Consider the following 16,095-nt stretch of genomic DNA (forward strand, 5'->3'; position numbering starts at 1 on the left):
TGCCGCCGCGCCGGCTGCTAAACTCGCTCCCGACACGGCGGTTCCGGAGCCTGCCAGACGTGACGCGCCCCCTGCGGGATGCCCCGCAATTCTACCTGACCTCGCCGACGCCCTGCCCCTATCTGCCGGGCCGCGAGGAGCGCAAGGTGTTCACGCACCTCGTCGGCGCGCGGGCGCGCGACCTCAACGACGTGCTCTCGCAAGGCGGCTTCCGGCGCTCGCAGAGCATCGCCTATCGCCCGGCCTGCGAGATCTGCCGGGCCTGCATCTCGGTCAGGATCGTGGTCGCCGACTTCCGGCTTTCGCGCGGCTTCCGCAGGATCGCCGCGCGCAATGGCGACCTGATCGGCGAGGCGCTGCCGCCGCAGCCGCGCTCGGAGCATTATTCGCTGTTCCGCGCCTATCTCGACGAACGTCACCCCGATGGCGGCATGGCGACGATGTCGGCCCTCGACTTCGCCATGATGGTCGAGGACACCCATGTCGAGACCAGCCTGATCGAATATCGCCGGCGCGGGCCGGATAGCGGCTTCACCGGCCGCGGCCAGGGCGATCTCTTCGCCTTCGCCCTGACCGACCGGCTGAGCGACGGGCTCTCCATGGTCTATTCGGTCTACGATCCCGACCTCGAAACCCGCTCGCTCGGCACCTTCATGGTGCTCGACCATGTCGAGCGCGCCCGCAAGCTCGGCCTGCCCTATGTCTATCTCGGCTACTGGGTCGATGGCTCGCCGAAGATGGCCTACAAGGCCCGCTTCCTGCCGCAGGAGCGCCTGATGCCGCAAGGCTGGGAACGGGTGGGCTGAGCCTGCCGGCCCGTCATTCTCGGACGAAGCGACGCGCAGACCCGAAAACCTCATCACCAGACGCCTGGCTTTCGAGATGCCGGGTCGAGCCCGGGACGACGGCAAGCACGATCTAAATCGTTTAGAGCCCGTTCCGATCAGCTTGCACCGCAAGCAGATCGGTAAAACGGTCTCTCAGCTGAAAGTGAGAGACGGATTCACCGATCAGATTGATTCAATCTGATCGGATCCGGCTCTGGCGCGCACGCCCGCGCTGCAAAAACCGCACTTGTCCGGGCCGTGCCTCTCCGTGCAACCTGCCGCCAAGGCCGCCCGACAGGCCGCAGCGGAGGAACCATGACCGACAGGCTGACCGAGCGGCTCGAGCGCTGCTACACCGGCATCATCCACGACACGATGCGCGCCATGGGCCTGAAGGATTTCACCCTGCCGCCGAGCCTGCGCCCGCTCCTGCCGGGCGTGAAGCTCGCCGGCCCGGCCTTCACCGTCGAGGGCAGGACCGGCGAGTTCGACGCGCACGAGACGCTGCTCGGCTGGACCGGCCTGCTCTCCGCCGCCAAGCCCGGCCATGTCTGGGTCTGCCAGCCGAACACCGAGGAGATCGCGCTGATGGGCGAGCTCTCGGCCGAGACGCTGAAGAACAAGGGCGTGCGCGGCTGCGTCATCGACGGCCTGTCGCGCGACACCGAATTCATGATCGAGATGGGCTTCCAGGCCTATTTCAAGGCCTACACGCCGCGCGACATCGTCGGCGCCTGGCTGCCCAAGGCGGTCGACGAGCCGATCAAGATCGGCGAGGTCTGGATCCGGCCGGGCGACTACATCCTCGGCGATCGCGACGGCGTGGTGCGCATCCCCTCCGAGATCGTCGCCGAGGTGCTGGACAAGGCCGAGGCCGCGATCTCGACCGAGAACAAGGTCCGCACGGCGATCCTCGCCGGCACCGATCCGCAGCAGGCCTATCTGCAATACGGCAAGTTCTGATGGCCGGCCACGATCCGCGCCTGATCCTGCTCGACCCGCGCGACAACGTCTTCGTCGCGCGCATGCGGCTGCCCGCGGGCGAGCGCATCGAGACCGGCGCCGGCGCGGCGCTGACCGACCGCGACATCGCGCTCGCCCACAAGGTGGCGCGACGCGCCATCGCGCCGGGCGAGAAGATCCTGAAATACGGCGCGCCGATCGGCGTGGCGACGGCCGCCATCGCCGCCGGCAGCCATGTCCATGTCCAGAACATGAAGAGCGACTACACGCCGACCTATCATCTCGAGGACGAGCGGGCGGATGCGAAGGGCTGATCCCAACCCCAGATCGATCGCCGGAGCCACTGCGCGGAACCCCTCCCCACGAGGGGGAGGGGAAGCGAGGTCGAGCCCAATGACACATCTGCAAGGCTATCTGCGCGGCGACGGCCGCAAGGGCATCCGCAACGTCGTCGCCGTCGCCTATCTGGTCGAATGCGCACACCACGTCGCGCGCGAGATCGCCCTGCCCTGGCGCGAGCACGATGTCCACGCCATCGGTTTTCCCGGCTGCTACCCCAACCCTTACGCCGAGCGGATGATGGAGCAGCTCTGCACCCATCCCAATGTCGGGGCGGTGCTGCTGGTCTCGCTCGGCTGCGAGAGCTTCAACAAATACGCGCTGGAGCGGGTGGTGCGCGCCAGCGGCCGGCCGGTGAAGACCATCATGATCCAGGGCACCGGCGGCACGCGGGCCTCGATCCGGGAGGGCCGCGCCTGGGTCGAGGAGCAGCGGGTCGCGCTCGACGCCGCCGAAACCGTGCCGATGCAGGTCGGCGAGCTGGTGATCGGCACCGTCTGCGGCGGCTCGGACGGCACCTCCGGCATCACCGGCAACCCGGCTGCGGGGCGCGCCTTCGACCAGCTCATCGCCGAGGGCGCCGCCTGCATCTTCGAGGAGACCGGCGAGCTGATCGGCTGCGAGCACATCATGGCGGCGCGTGCGATCACGCCCGGGCTCGGCGCCGAGCTGGAGAAATCGGTCGCCAAGGCGGCGCGCTACTACGCGACGCTCGGCTACGGCTCCTTCGCCGCCGGCAATGCCGAGGGCGGGCTCTCGACCATCGAGGAGAAGTCGATGGGCGCCTATGCCAAATCGGGCGCCTCCCCGATCTCCGGCCTGCTGAAGCCGGGCGACGTGCCGCCGCGCGGCGGGCTCTACCTGCTCGACGTGGTGCCGGACGGCGAGGTCCGCTTCGGCTTTCCCAACATCAACGACAATGCCGAGATCGCCGAGCTGATCGCCTGCGGCGCGCATTGCGTGTTGTTCGTCACCGGCCGCGGCTCGGTCGTCGGCTCGGCGATCTCGCCGGTGGTGAAGATCTGCGCCAATCCCGAGACCTATCGCCGGATGAGCGACGACATGGACGTCGACGCCGGGCGCATCCTCGAGGGCAAGGCGAGCCTTGACCAGGTCGGCAGCGAGATCCGGAACCTCGTCGTCTCCCTGGCGCAGGGCGCGCGCACGAAGTCGGAGGAGCTCGGCCATCAGGAATTCATCCTGACTTACAAGAGCTTCGAGCCGCTCGGCCCGGCCTGCCTGCCGGCGGCGTAGGCGCCGAATCGTCGCCCGTCGCGGCGGCGCTACTTTCCGCGCGATATCGCCGGCTTCTCGGCGTCGGCCTGCGCCGCCGCGGCCGGCGCAAGTGCCGCCGACCAGGGCATCGTCCAGGTTTCGCTGAGCGCCTGTTTTCCCGCGCGCAGAAGCACGCGCAGGTCGGTGCTCTCGCCCGGACGCAGGCTGACGTCGACGATCGCCCGGAAGCCCTTGGCGGCGGCGTTCGGCGCGAGGATCGTGCCGGCCACGGTCCCGGTCGACACCGTCGCGACGACCGCGACGCGCTTGGGGTCCGACAGGTAGTATTCCAGGTCGCCGGCGTTGAAGTCGATGATGAAGCGCCGCCTGGCGAGGTCGGCATCGACGCTCTCGCGGGCGGCGAAGCTGCTCTGCACCTGCGCCAGCGCATGCAGGGTCTCGGTCGTCGAGACCGTGGTCATGCGATAGTTCAGCTCGGCCGGCTGGCCGCTCGGCAGGGGCGTCTTCGGCGTCCAGCAGCAGACGATGTTGTCGAATTCCTCGCCCTGCGTCGGGATCTCGATCAGGTCGACCCGGCCCTCGCCCCAGTCGCCGACGGGCTCGATCCAGTAGCCGGGCCGGGCGTGGTAATGCGCCTCGAGATCCTGATAATGGCCGAATTCGCGATCGCGCTGGATCAGCCCGAAGCCGCGCGGGTTGCGATCGTGAAAGGACGAGATCGCCAGCGCCGCCGGATTGCGGATCGGCCGCCAGATCCATTCGCCGGCGCCGGTCTTCAGCAGCAGCCCGTCGGAATCATGGACTTCCGGACGGAAATCGGTGCGCTGCTCGCGGTCCCCCTCCCCGGCGAGGAACATCGAGGTGAGCGGCGCGATGCCGATGCGCTCGATCGGCCGGCGCGGCACGATCGTCGCCGTGACGGCGATCGTGGTCTGCTGGCCCGGCGTCACGACATAGCGGAAGGCGCCGCTCACCGAGGGTGAATCGAGCAGCCCGTAGATGACGAGGTCGACGCTGTCGGGCTTCGGCTTCTCCAGCCACAGCCCCCGGAAGAACGGGAACTCCTCCGGCTGTTCGCCGCCGACGTCGAGCGCGAGCGAGCGCGCCGAGAGGCCGTAGCGGTGGCCGCGCCCGAGAAAGCGGAAATAGCTGGCCCCGAGGAAGGAGATCACCTCGTCCTGCACCTTCAGGTCGTTGAGCGTGGTCGTGACGGCGAATCCGGCAAATCCGAGCGACACCGGCAGCTTCTGCGGGATCTGGGCCTTGCCGTATTCGAACAGCGCCATGTTGAACGGCAGCGGAATCGCGTTGCCGTCGCTGATCACGTGGATCGGGACCGGCTTGTCGTGCAGGAAGCCGAGATGGAACAGGTGCAGGCGATAGTCCGAGCCGCTGTCCTGCCAGAGCGCCTTGTCCCTGCGGAACCTGATCTCGCGATAGCTGTCGTAGGTGAGCGCCTTGAGCGCTTCTGGAATGCCGGGCGCGCTCGTGTCGAACGGCCGCGCCGCAAGCTCGCGGGCCTGGCGGACGACGTCCTCGTAACCGAAATTGCCGCGCTGCTCGGGCGGCGCGGCCGGCCTGCGGCCGTCCTGGGCCGCGCCGGGCGAGGCGAGCCCGATCGAGGCCAGCCCCGCCAGCACGGCGCGGCGGGACGGTTCCGCCACCGCTCTCGACGTCTCGTCGCCCGGGGGAAGGCGCTGGCTTCTGCTCACGTCACGCTCCGCTTCGCTGGTGGGCTGTGGCCGCGCATGGGCGGCGACCTGCCAACGTGATGCGGACGCTGATGTTCCGTGAATAGAAACGGAACGCGCACCTCAAAAGTTGCACGATGTTAATGATACAATTAGCGAAATACCTGCCGATCCGAAATTCCCGACGAGTCTTCGGTCGGCTTAAGACTAAATCAAACCGCGCGCGCTAACGTTCGGGCATTGCCTGAGACGCGATACTCCTGCGGAACTGCGCCGATGCTCCATTCCCTGTCCCGCATGCCGGCGGAGATGTCCTCCGAATCGCGGCGCAAGCTGCTGAACGCGGTCACCGACCTGTTCCTGCTCGATGTCGATCCGAGCGAGGCGGCGAAGGACCATTACGGCGAGATCGCCCTGCGCTCGCTGCCGCATCTGGCCACGGAGGAACGCCGGCACTACGCCGATTCCGTCGCCGAGGTCGAAACGCTGCCGCGCCAGGTCGCGGTGTCGCTGGCGAACGACGGCGACAGCGAGGTGGCGCGGCTCGTGCTCAGACTCTCCCCCGTCCTGACCGATACCGACCTGGCCGCCATCGCCGTCAGCCAGACGCAGCAGCATCTCGCGGCCATCGCCGAGCGCGCGCGCCTGTCGGAAGGCGTCACCGACATCCTGGTCGAGCGCGGCGACACGACCGTGCTGCGCACGGTCTCGGGCAATGAGGGCGCGCAGTTCTCCGATCACGGTTTCGACCGGCTGCTGCAGCGCGGCGGCGACGACGCTGTGGTTGGCGAGGCGCTGGCGCGCCGCTCGGACCTGTCGCCCCAGCGGGTCGAGCGCGTGCTGCGCATCGTCGAGCAGATCGCCGACCAGTCCGAGCGCGGCGCCGAGGCGGAGACGCTCGCCCGGCAGGCACGCCAGCAGCGCCTCGAGGTGAAGCTCCTGCTCGCCGACCTGCGGACCAGGACGCGCACCCTCGACGACGTCGTCACCATGCTGGCGGAAGAGGACCGCGCCTTCCACCTCGCGCAGGTGATCGCGGCGAGCGCGGAGGTCACCAACGAACAGGCCCTGCGCGTGCTGATGCAGCGCGACGTCAGCGGCATCGCCGTGCTGGCGCGCACGCTCGAGCTCGGCAAGGACACCTTCCACGCCGTCCTGCAACTGCGCGGGCGGCGCCTCTACTTCAAGGCCAAGGACATCGAGGACGACCTGCGCGACTATGTCCAGCTCGACATGGCGACGGCCGAGCGCACGATGCGCTTCCTGCGCCTCAAGACCAAGCTCGGCTGAGCGCCGGGCGGGGCGCCACAAAAGCGCGACAATCCCGCCCTCACCTGCTAGATCATGAACATGATCCTGGCTATTGGCGCCGCGCGCATGACGCTTTTCCCGGCCGCTGCCGCCCTGGCGGCGTCGCTGGTCGCCACCTCTCCCGCCGCTGCGCAGGCCTTCCTGCCCCTCTCCGGCTTCGGGCTCCTGCCGTCCTTCGCCTGGTCGGAGCCGACGCTGTCGCCCGGCGGCGTCAAATGGGAAGGCTCGTATGCCCGCATCTCCAGCGGGTTCCAGGTCACCAGCTCGAAGCGTTTCGGGACCTCCGCCGGCCCGGTGATCGGGCTCGAGGCCGGCAAGATGTGGCGCGACGGCGACTTCGTCTACGGCATTTCCGGGGCGCTCGAATTCTCGCCGTCCTTCGGCGGCTACGCCAATCCCGGCTTCAACCAGGCGAGCTACACCCGTGACATCGCCGGAGCCTTCCAGGTCAGGGCCGGCGTGTTCGCGACGCCGGACGTACTGCTCTATACGAGCGTCGGCATGTCGGCCGCGAACGAGACCTTCCGCTATGGCGCGACGCCGTTCTCGACGCCGTTCTCGCGCTCCGACATCGCGGTCAGGCCGGAGGCGCGCGCCGGCGTCGCATGGGCGGTGACCAACAACGTGACGCTCGGGCTCGAGGTCGGCGTGGTCGGACCGGCAGTCCGTTGAGGATGCGATTCAAGGCGTTGGCGGATTGATTCAAGCCGCCGGCGTAAGCCTTTGAAACAGTGTCATTCTCAGGCGAAGCGAAGCGCAGGCCCGAGAATCTCGTGACGAGAAGGCGCCTGTCGGAGACGCCTCCGGCCTGAGATGCACGGGGCAAGCCCGAGCATGACGCTTTCCCTCAGCCCCCGAACTTGTTGGCCTTCGGGAAGCCCTTGGGCGGCAGGCGACCGGCCTCGGCGCGGTGGCCGAGCCATTCGATCAGCTCGGCCTGCGCCACCGTCCAGGTCCGGTTGGAGGAATCGAGCCAGGTCAGCCCGTCCTCCAGCTTGAAGACCTTGGCGTCGGACAAGCCGCCATCCTTGTAGCGCTGCAGCCTGACGCCCTTGCCGCGGCTCATCTCGGCGACCTCGGAGAGCGGGAAGCAGAGCAGCTTGCGGTTCTGGCCGATGATCGCGACATGGTCGCCCTCGGCGGGCACGGCGAGCATCGCCTCGACCGGGGCCTCGACATTGAGCACCTGCCTGCCCTTGCGGGTATTGGCGACGACGTCGTCGCTGGGGACGACGAAGCCGCGCCCTTCCGTGGTGGCGACGAGCAGCTTCAGGCCCGCCCTGTAGGGGAAGGCGGCGACGATGTCGGCGCTCTCCTCGAGCTCGATCATCAGCCGGATCGGATCGCCGAAGCCGCGCCCGCCCGGCAGCTTCGAGGCTTCCAGGGTGAAGATCTTGCCGTTGGTCGCCATCACCAGGACCTTGGCCGTGGTCTCGGTGAAGAAGGCGGTGCGCAGGCCGTCATCGCCCTTGAAGGACAGGCTCGACAGGTCCTGGACATGGCCCTTCAGCGCCCTGATCCAGCCCTTCTTCGAGATCACCACCGTCACCGGCTCGCGCTCGACCATGGCCTGGGTCAGGTCGATCTCGGCGGTGTCGGGCATGTCGGCGAAGCTGGTGCGGCGCTTGCCGATCGCCGTCTCCGGGCCGAACAGCTTCTTCACCTCGCGGATGTCCCAGGAGATGGTCTTCCACTGCTGCGCCTCGGAGGCGATCAGGCCCTCGATCTGACCCTTCTCCCGGGTCAGCTCCTCGAACTCGGTCTTGAGCTGCATCTCCTCGAGCTTGCGCAGGGCGCGCAGGCGGGTGTCGAGGATGGCGTTGGCCTGGACCTCGCTGAGCTGAAAGACCTTCATCAGCTCGAGCTTGGGCTCGTCCTCCTCGCGGATGATCTTGATCACCCGGTCGAGGTCGAGATAGACGATCAGAAGGCCGGCGAGGATTTCGAGGCGCTTGTCGATCTGGCCGAGGCGGAAGCGCGAGCGCCGGATCAGCACCTCGCGGCGATGGTCGAGCCAGGCGCGCAGGGCCTCGGCGAGGCCGAGCACGCGCGGCACCAGCCCGCCGGTCAGCACGTTCATGTTCATCGGAATGCGCGATTCCAGCTCGGAGAGCCGGAACAGCGATTCCATCATCAGGTTGGCGTCGACATTGCGGGCGCGCGGCTCGATGACGATGCGGATGTCCTCCGCGGATTCGTCGCGCAGATCCGCGACCAATGGCAGCTTCCGCTCGTTGAGCAGCTCGGCGATCTTCTCGATCAGCCGGCCCTTGGAGACCATGTAGGGGATCTCGGTGACGACGGCGAGCCAGGTGCCCCTGCCCTGGTCCTCGACATGCCAGCGCGCCCTGGTGCGGAAGGCGCCGCGGCCGGTGCGATAGGTCTCGACCATCGAGGCCCGGCTCTCGACGATGATGCCTCCGGTCGGGAAATCCGGCCCCGGCACGAAGGTCATCAACTGCTCGGACGTCGTGCCGGGATGCTGGATCAGATAGAGCGCCGCGTCGCAGAGCTCGGCGGCGTTGTGCGGCGGGATCGAGGTCGCCATGCCGACGGCGATGCCCTGCGAGCCATTGGCGAGCAGGTTCGGGAAGGCGGCGGGGAGCACCATCGGCTCCTCGTCCTCGCCATTATAGGTCTCGCGGAAATCGACCGCGTCCTCCTCGATCCCGTCGAGCAGGAGGCGCGCGACCTCGGTCATGCGCGCTTCGGTGTAGCGGTAGGCGGCAGCGTTGTCGCCGTCGATATTGCCGAAATTGCCCTGGCCGTCGACGAGCGGGTAGCGCTGGGCGAAGTCCTGGGCGAGGCGCACCAGCGCGTCGTAGACCGACTGGTCGCCATGCGGGTGGAACTTGCCGATGACGTCGCCGACGATGCGGGCGCATTTCTTGTGGACCTGGCCGGGATCGAGCCGGAGCAGGCGCATGGCGTGCAGGATGCGGCGATGGACGGGCTTCAACCCGTCGCGCGCATCCGGCAGGGCGCGGTGCATGATCGTCGAGAGCGCATAGGCGAGATAGCGCTCCTCGAGCGCGCTCTTCAGATCGACGCGTTCGGCTTCCTCCTCCGGAGGCGGCTCGACGGGTTTGCCCATGCTTTCACTGACCTTCGAACTCGTGGCGCGTCGTCATTCCGGGGCGGCGCTGGAGCCCGGAACCCATGAACACGGCCCGTATCCGTCATGGTCGGGCTTGTCCCGACCATCCACGTCTTCGCCCGGCGGATCGAGCGTGGTGGACGTGGATGCTCGCCGCGAGGGCGAGCCTGACGACACTGGAGCCGCCTCGTGGTCATGGGTTCCGGGCTCGCTGCCGCGCAGCGCCTCGGAATGACGCGCGAATCACCTGTTGCACAATGCCGGCGGAAAGGCAGCAACGCAAAACGTCGCCGGCGGAAAACCGGCGGAAATCAGTGGATTCTCGCCGCCAGCTCCAGCAGGCGTGCCCGCTCGGGCGGCTCCTGCAGGCCGCGCGGTCCGTAGAGATCGCGGCGCAGGAAGAAACCTGTCAGCGCGAAGCCGGCGGCGATCTCGGCCGCAGCCGGCCGGCGCGCGCCCTGCCCCTCGCTCAGGAAGGCCGGCAGGGCGAGGAGCCGGTCGAGATAGGGCTGCGCCGCCTGGCGGCTCACCGCCTTGCCCGATTTCGGCGAGACATGGCTGAGATCCTCGCGCAGGCCGGTGACGGCGCAACGTTCGAGCGAAAGCCCGTAGCCGAGCTCGGAAAGCATGGCGAGCTCGAAGCGCACCATCAGCGCCGGCGCGATCGCGAGCTCATCGAGATGGGCGATCAGCACCGAGAGGCCCTCATAGAGCCCGGGATGCGGGTCGCGCTCCGGCAGCAGGCGCAGCAGCGCGGCGACGTTGGCGAGCCCGTAGAGCGCGACCGGCCGGGCCATCAGCCGGGCCGCATGCGAGGTCAGGAGCTCGACCTTGTACTCGCCGAGATGCTCGTCGAGCCGGGCCCGCCAGGTCAGCGAGACGAGATTGCCGGGCTGCAGCACCGGCTGCAGCCTGCTGGAGCGGCCGCCGCGGACGAGGCCGAGATGGCGGCCGTGCCCGCGCGTCATCGCCTCCAGGATCACGGCGTTCTCGCCATGGCGCCTGACGCCGATGATCGTGCCCTCGTCGCTCCATTCCATGGCGGGAGAGTTAGGGTGCGAGGCCGAACGCCGTCAATCGCGCGTCGTTCTCGGGCCCAGCGTAGCGGAGACCCGAGAATCTCCTGACGAGAAGGCGCGATCAGGAGCCTCCTCCGGCCTGAGATGGTCGGTCGAGCCCGACCATGACGCCTGTTGCTCTCGGCTCACGCCACGTACTGCGCGATCCCTCCCCCGAAGGACCAGTCCTCGCGCTTGACCTCGACGAGGTTGATGAAGATGTCGTCGGGCTTCAGGCCCGGCTCCTTCTGCAGGTTCTCGGCGATGGCGGCATAGAGCGCCTTCTTCTGGGTGATGCCGCGGGTGTTGGCGACGACGAGCTGGATGATGACCAGCGCATCGCTGCGGTTGAAGCCGAAATAATTGGCGTCGAAGACGAACTCCTCGGCCTCGTGCTGGTGCACCACGGCGAAGAGGTCGTTCTCCGGCACCTCGAAGGTGGCGCGCAGAGCGCGATAGACGCCGTCGACGATGGCGGCGGGGTGCGAAGCGGGACGGCCGCGGCGCATCGAGATCCGGATCAGAGGCATGACAAGGCTCCATGGGTTGGGCGGCATCGCCGCCGACATCTCGACGCTAGGCTTGTCCCATCAATCCGAAAATAATATCTTTATAGATATCAGTGATCCTGATTTGAGATTGATATGAGCAGCACACTCGACCTCGACGGCGTCGCCGCCTTCCTGCACGCGGCCGAGCTCTCCAGCTTCACCCGCGCCGCCGAGGCGCTCGGCACGGCGCAATCGCTGATCAGCACGCGGATCAAGAAGCTTGAGGAGGCGCTCGGCCAGCTGCTGCTGCAGCGCCATCCGCGCCTCGTCCGGCTGACCGCCGAGGGCGAGCGCTTCCTGCCGGCGGCGCGCGAGCTGATGGCAGCGCATGAGCGGGCTCGGACCTCCTTCCAGCAGGTTCAGGAGCGCATCGCCGTCGGCATCAGCGAACAGGCGGTCGGGGCCGACGCCCCGGCCCTGCTGGCGCGGCTCTCCCGGCACGACCCGTCCCTGGTGATCGGCCTGCGGATCGAGCCCTCGGCGGCGCTGGAGGCGGCGTTCGAGCGCGGCGAGCTCGATGTCGCGGTGGTGCGCCGGCTCGGGCCCGGGCGCACCGGCGAGGTGCTGCGGCGCGACGCCTTCGGCTGGTTCGGCTCGCCCGCGCTGGCGCGGCCGGACGGGCCGGTGCCGCTGGTCAGCCTGATGCCGGAATGCCGGCTGCGCCGCCACGCCATGGACGCGCTCGACCGCGCCGGCCTGCCCTGGCGCGAGGCCTTCATCGGCGGCGGCATGGCGGCGGTGCTGGCGGCGGTCGAGGGCGGGCTCGGCGTCTCGCCTCTGGCGGCGCGGATCGCGCCGCGCGGAGCCGTCGACCTCGGCCCGCAATGGGGGCTGCCGGCGCTCGACAGCTTCGAGGTGGTGCTGCGCAGCAATGTCGCGACGCCGCGCGCCAACGCCTTCGTCAGGGAGCTCGCGGCGGCGTTCCGGGCGGGGTGAAACAGGGCGCCATCCTCGGGCGGAACGAAGCGCAGACCCTGAAACCCATGAACACTGCCCCTCCCGTCATGGTCGGGCTTGTCCCGACCATCCACGTCTTCATTGTTCGAGGACGGTGTTCACGACGTGGATGCTCGCCACAAGGGCGAGCATGACGAACTGTGGCAGCGTCGTGGTCATGGGTTCCGGGCTCAGACCTCCGGCCTGCCCCGGAATGACGGCGTCACGCCACCACCCGCTCGACCCGGCTGATCACCCGCTTCTCGCGCAGTTCGCTGATGATGGCGGAAAGGTGCTTCAGGTCCCAGACCGTCAGGTCGATGGTGACGTCGGTGAAGTCCGGCGTCGGACGGACCATCGAGACCGCGTCGATATTGCCGTCATGCTCGGCGATGGTGGTGGTGATCTGCGCGAGCGAACCCGGCTCGTTGATCGAGTTGAGCTGGATCCGCGCCGGGAAGCGCTGCGGGCGCTTGTCGTCGAGGTCCCAGCGCACGTCGAGCCAGCGTTCCGGCTCGTTGTCGAAGGCGGCGAGCGAGGGCGACTGGATCGGATAGATCGTCACCGCCTCGCCGGGCGTCAGGATGCCGACGATGCGGTCGCCCGGCACGGCTCCGCCGCCCGGCGCGAAACGCACCGGCAGGTCGCCGCCGAGGCCGCGGATCGGGATCGCATCGGCGCCCGGCGCCTCGCTGGGGAGCTTGAACTTGAGGTTCTCGCCCTGGCGCAGCTCGAACCAGCCCTTGCCGGACGGCTTCGCCTTGGCGTCGGCGCCGGCGCGCTTCTCCGGCTCGAGGTCGGGATAGACCGCCCTGACCACGTCGCCGGAGAACATCTCGCCGCGCCCGACGGCGGCGAGCACGTCGTCGACCGCGCTGCGGGCGAGCCGTTTCAGCGCCGCCTTCAGCTTGTCGTCCGAGAAGGGCCGCTCGGCCCGCATGAAGGCGCGCTCCAGGATCTGGCGGCCGAGGCCGGCATATTGCCGGCGCACGGCGGCGCGCGTGGCGCGGCGGATGGCGGCTCTCGCCTTGCCGGTGACGACCAGCGATTCCCAGGCCGCCGGCGGCGCCTGGCCCTCGGCGCGGGTGATCTCGACCTCGTCGCCGTTCTGGAGCTCGGTCAGGAGCGGGGCGATGCGGCCGTTGATCTTGGCGCCGACGGCGGTGTTGCCGACATCGGTATGGACCGCATAGGCGAAGTCGATCGGCGTCGCCCCGCGCGGCAGGGCGATCAGGCGTCCCTTGGGCGTGAAGCAGAAGACCTGGTCGTGGAAGAGCTCGAGCTTGGTGTGCTCGAGGAACTCCTCGGGATTGTCGCCCTCGGCCAGCAGGTCGACCGTGCGGCGCAGCCATTGATAGGCGCGGCTCTCGTCGGCGGCGGCGACGACGCCGGTGGTGCGCCCGTCCTTGTAATGGGCATGGGCGGCGATGCCGTATTCGGCGACGCGGTCCATCCGGTCGGTCCGGATCTGCAATTCGACGCGCTGGCGGCCGGGGCCCACCACGGTGGTGTGCAGGGAGCGGTAATCGTTCTGCTTGGGCGTCGAGATGTAGTCCTTGTAGCGGCCGGGCACCATCGGCCAGGTCATGTGGACGATGCCGAGCACGCGATAGCAGTCCTCGGGCAGGTCGACGATGACGCGGAAGCCGAAAATGTCGGAAAGCTGCTCGAAGGAGACGGACTTGCGCTCCATCTTCTTCCAGATCGAATAGGGACGCTTGCGCCGGCCATAGACCTGCGCCTCGATGCCGCGCTCGGCGAGCTTGGCCTTGAGGTCGCTCTCGATCTCGCCGATGACCTTGCCCTCGCGCTGCGTCACCTCCTCCAGGCGCTTGGTGATGGTGGCGTGCGCTTCCGGCTTGATGTGGCGGAAGGCGAGCTCCTCCAGTTCCTCGCGCAGCTCCTGCATGCCCATGCGGCCGGCGAGCGGCGCGTAGATCTCGATCGTCTCCTCGGCGATGCGCAGGCGCTTCTCGGGCGGCACATAGTGCAGCGTGCGCATGTTGTGCAGCCGGTCGGCGAGCTTGACCAGCAGCACGCGGATGTCGTCGACGATGGCGAGGAGGAGCTTGCGGAAATTCTCGCCCTGCGCCGCCTTCTTCGAGACGAGGTCGAGCTTCTTGATCTTGGTCAGCCCGTCGACGAGGCGGCGGATATCGGGCCCGAACAGGGTCTCGATCTCCTCCAGCGTCGCCTCGGTGTCCTCGACGGTGTCGTGCAGGACGGCCGCCACGATGGTGGCGTCGTCGAGCTTCAGCTCGGTCAGGATCGCCGCGACTTCGAGCGGGTGGGCGAAGAACGGGTCGCCGGAGGCGCGCTTCTGCGTGCCGTGCGCACGCATGGCGTAGACATAGGCGCGGTTGAGCAGCTCCTCGTCGGTGTTCGGGTTGTAGCGCTTGACCCGGTCGACAAGCTCATATTGCCGCATCATGCCCATGCGGGCCGTACTCCGCCGCTCTGTTCAGTGGATTCGTCATCTATATCGACGATGGCGCCATGCCCCGGCAAGGCCAATCCGCACGGGGCCGGCATGAAAAAAGCCCGGCGGGGCCGGGCTTTAGCAGATACCGTCAACGCTTTCCGACAGCTCAATCCTCGTCGTCGGCGCTCTCGGTCGGCGGGACGAGACCGTCGAGGCCGCGCAGCAGGTCCTCCTCGCTCATCCGGTCGAACTGGATCTCGGAATCGGGCGTGGCGGCCTGGGACGGCGAGGTCAGCAGCGGCACGGTGTCGGGCTCGGGCTCGTCGACCTCGACATGCTTCTGCAGCGAGTGGATCAGCTCTTCCTTGAGATCCTCGGGGGTGAGCTTCTCCTCGGCGATCTCGCGCAGCGCCACGACCGGGTTCTTGTCGTTGTCGCGCGGGACGAGGATCGAGGAGCCGGAGGCGATCATGCGGGCGCGATGGCTCGCGAGCAGGACGAGCTCGAAGCGGTTCTCGACCTTGTCGATGCAATCCTCAACGGTGACGCGAGCCATTCGCGGCTCCTTCTGATCTTGCGCGATACGATGGAAAGGTTGAACGGCGCTCATACAGGTTGAAGCGGGCGGATGCAAGGTTTTGCACCGCGCCGCCGGCGCCATATGGCAGCAGGCCTATTGCGGCGGGGCGATCGCCCTCAGCCATTCCCCGACGGCCTGGACATCGGGGCTGGCCAGGGTCTCGGCGGTGGCGACCAGATGGTAGTGGTGGCCCTCGATCACCGGGCCGAACGGATGGACGAGGATGCCGCGCGCAAGCTCGTCCTCGACCAGAAGCAGGCTCGTGATGACGGCGCCCTGCCCCGCGACGGCGGCCTGAATGGCGTGGCTCTCGTCGGTGATGCGCAGTCCGGCCTCGACGTCCAGCCCCGGCACCTGCGCCAGCGCCTGCCAGCGGCGCCAGTCCGGCTGCAGGTCCCGGCGGTGCCATTCCGAATGGATCAGCGTCGCCGCGGTGAGATCGGCCGGGCCGCGCAGGCCGAGCGCGGGGCTGCACACCACGCCGAAGCGCTCCCGGCACAGGACCTCCGAGACCAGCCCCCCGAACGGCCCCGCGCCGTAACGCACCGCAACGTCGGCGGCGCCGCTCGCCAGGTCGACCGCCTCGTCGGAGGCATGCAGCCGCAGCGCGAATTGCGGCCAGCGCGACTGGAAGAGCCCCAGGGCCGGGATCAGACGGCGGGCGGTGAAGAGCGTGGTCGCGCTGACCGTGACGGAGCTGCGCCGGGGCGGCGGCGCAAGCTCGGCGACGGCGCGCGCGATGGTGTCCAGGCTGTCCCGAAGCACCGGATAGAGATGCGCGCCGGCCTGCGTCAGCGAGACGCGCCGCACATGCCGCTCGAACAGCGGCAGGCCGAGCGTCGCCTCCAGCAGCCGCAGCTGGTGACTGATCGCGGTCGGTGTCACGCCCAGCTCCTCCGCCGCCTTGCGGAAGCTCAGATGCCGCGCCGCGGCCTCGAATGCGCGGAGCGCAGCCAGCGGCGGCAATTTGCGAGGAGCGGTCATAGATGATTCCAACTCACCTATCGGCTGAGGAATTCGCCTTTGTCACCAAGGTAGATAGCGACGTATTCGCAGGATAGCGAGATTTTCGCATGAGCAGTTC

The 16,095-nt window shown here is 68.4% G+C and carries 14 protein-coding genes; 7 read left to right on the top strand and 7 right to left on the bottom strand.

Going from position 1 to position 16,095, the window contains the following annotated elements; all coding sequences use genetic code 11:
* The first annotated feature begins 59 nt into the window (after positions 1 to 59).
* From CS1GBM4_RS21185 to CS1GBM4_RS21200, 4 genes are all read left to right on the top strand, one after another.
* A complete protein-coding gene (locus CS1GBM4_RS21185) occupies positions 60 to 806 on the top strand; it encodes an arginyltransferase (protein ID WP_186420743.1) in 747 nt (248 codons plus the stop codon).
* Positions 807 to 1,142: 336 nt separating this feature from the next.
* Positions 1,143 to 1,790: an RraA family protein gene (locus CS1GBM4_RS21190; protein WP_186420744.1), complete on the top strand. Its 648-nt coding sequence runs from the start codon at positions 1,143 to 1,145 to the stop codon at positions 1,788 to 1,790.
* Positions 1,790 to 2,104, top strand: coding sequence for a UxaA family hydrolase (locus CS1GBM4_RS21195; protein ID WP_186420745.1), 315 nt, complete (start codon positions 1,790 to 1,792; stop codon positions 2,102 to 2,104). Before CS1GBM4_RS21190 ends, CS1GBM4_RS21195 begins: the two co-directional genes overlap by 1 nt.
* A 79-nt stretch (positions 2,105 to 2,183) precedes the next feature.
* The gene (locus CS1GBM4_RS21200; RefSeq protein WP_186420746.1) at positions 2,184 to 3,383 is read left to right on the top strand and encodes a UxaA family hydrolase; all 1,200 of its coding nucleotides are present in this window, start codon (positions 2,184 to 2,186) and stop codon (positions 3,381 to 3,383) included.
* 29 nt (positions 3,384 to 3,412) lie between these two features.
* Here CS1GBM4_RS21200 and CS1GBM4_RS21205 read toward each other — a convergent pair whose 3' ends face one another.
* Entirely contained in the window at positions 3,413 to 5,077 is a 1,665-nt protein-coding gene (locus tag CS1GBM4_RS21205) for a glucan biosynthesis protein G (protein WP_244607331.1), read from the bottom strand.
* A gap of 255 nt (positions 5,078 to 5,332) precedes the next feature.
* On the opposite strand from CS1GBM4_RS21205, the gene CS1GBM4_RS21210 reads away from it, so the two are divergent.
* Both CS1GBM4_RS21210 and CS1GBM4_RS21215 read left to right on the top strand, forming a co-directional pair.
* Positions 5,333 to 6,346 carry a DUF2336 domain-containing protein gene (locus CS1GBM4_RS21210; protein WP_186420747.1) on the top strand — a complete coding sequence of 338 codons (1,014 nt, stop codon included), beginning with the start codon at positions 5,333 to 5,335 and terminating at the stop codon, positions 6,344 to 6,346.
* 60 nt (positions 6,347 to 6,406) lie between these two features.
* On the top strand, positions 6,407 to 7,039 hold the full coding sequence (locus CS1GBM4_RS21215; protein ID WP_186420748.1) for a hypothetical protein: 633 nt from the start codon (positions 6,407 to 6,409) through the stop codon (positions 7,037 to 7,039).
* A 175-nt stretch (positions 7,040 to 7,214) separates the two neighbouring features.
* Here the strand turns inward: CS1GBM4_RS21215 and parC are convergent, their stop codons facing one another.
* The 3 genes from parC to CS1GBM4_RS21230 all read right to left on the bottom strand — a co-directional run bounded on the left by parC (position 7,215) and on the right by CS1GBM4_RS21230 (position 11,052).
* Positions 7,215 to 9,461: a DNA topoisomerase IV subunit A gene (parC, locus tag CS1GBM4_RS21220; RefSeq protein ID WP_186420749.1), complete on the bottom strand. Its 2,247-nt coding sequence runs from the start codon at positions 9,459 to 9,461 to the stop codon at positions 7,215 to 7,217.
* Positions 9,462 to 9,775: 314 nt separating this feature from the next.
* Entirely contained in the window at positions 9,776 to 10,504 is a 729-nt protein-coding gene (recO, locus tag CS1GBM4_RS21225) for a DNA repair protein RecO (protein ID WP_186420750.1), read from the bottom strand.
* A 164-nt stretch (positions 10,505 to 10,668) separates the two neighbouring features.
* Positions 10,669 to 11,052 carry a tautomerase family protein gene (locus CS1GBM4_RS21230; protein WP_186420751.1) on the bottom strand — a complete coding sequence of 128 codons (384 nt, stop codon included), beginning with the start codon at positions 11,050 to 11,052 and terminating at the stop codon, positions 10,669 to 10,671.
* 114 nt (positions 11,053 to 11,166) lie between these two features.
* Between CS1GBM4_RS21230 and CS1GBM4_RS21235 the strand changes: the two genes are divergently transcribed.
* Positions 11,167 to 12,009: a LysR substrate-binding domain-containing protein gene (locus CS1GBM4_RS21235; RefSeq protein ID WP_186420752.1), complete on the top strand. Its 843-nt coding sequence runs from the start codon at positions 11,167 to 11,169 to the stop codon at positions 12,007 to 12,009.
* Between the two features lie 223 nt (positions 12,010 to 12,232).
* Here CS1GBM4_RS21235 and CS1GBM4_RS21240 read toward each other — a convergent pair whose 3' ends face one another.
* The 3 genes from CS1GBM4_RS21240 to CS1GBM4_RS21250 form a co-directional block, all read right to left on the bottom strand.
* Complete coding sequence (locus CS1GBM4_RS21240) at positions 12,233 to 14,440, bottom strand: bifunctional (p)ppGpp synthetase/guanosine-3',5'-bis(diphosphate) 3'-pyrophosphohydrolase (protein WP_186420866.1); 2,208 nt, start codon at positions 14,438 to 14,440, stop codon at positions 12,233 to 12,235.
* Positions 14,441 to 14,597: 157 nt separating this feature from the next.
* Entirely contained in the window at positions 14,598 to 14,987 is a 390-nt protein-coding gene (rpoZ, locus tag CS1GBM4_RS21245) for a DNA-directed RNA polymerase subunit omega (protein WP_186420753.1), read from the bottom strand.
* A gap of 117 nt (positions 14,988 to 15,104) precedes the next feature.
* Positions 15,105 to 15,995 (bottom strand): LysR substrate-binding domain-containing protein, encoded by an 891-nt coding sequence (locus CS1GBM4_RS21250; RefSeq protein ID WP_186420754.1) that lies wholly within the window; start codon positions 15,993 to 15,995, stop codon positions 15,105 to 15,107.
* Positions 15,996 to 16,095: the final 100 nt, after the last annotated feature.

The organism is Allobosea sp. CS1GBMeth4, assembly GCF_900185715.1.
Classification (GTDB): domain Bacteria; phylum Pseudomonadota; class Alphaproteobacteria; order Rhizobiales; family Beijerinckiaceae; genus Allobosea.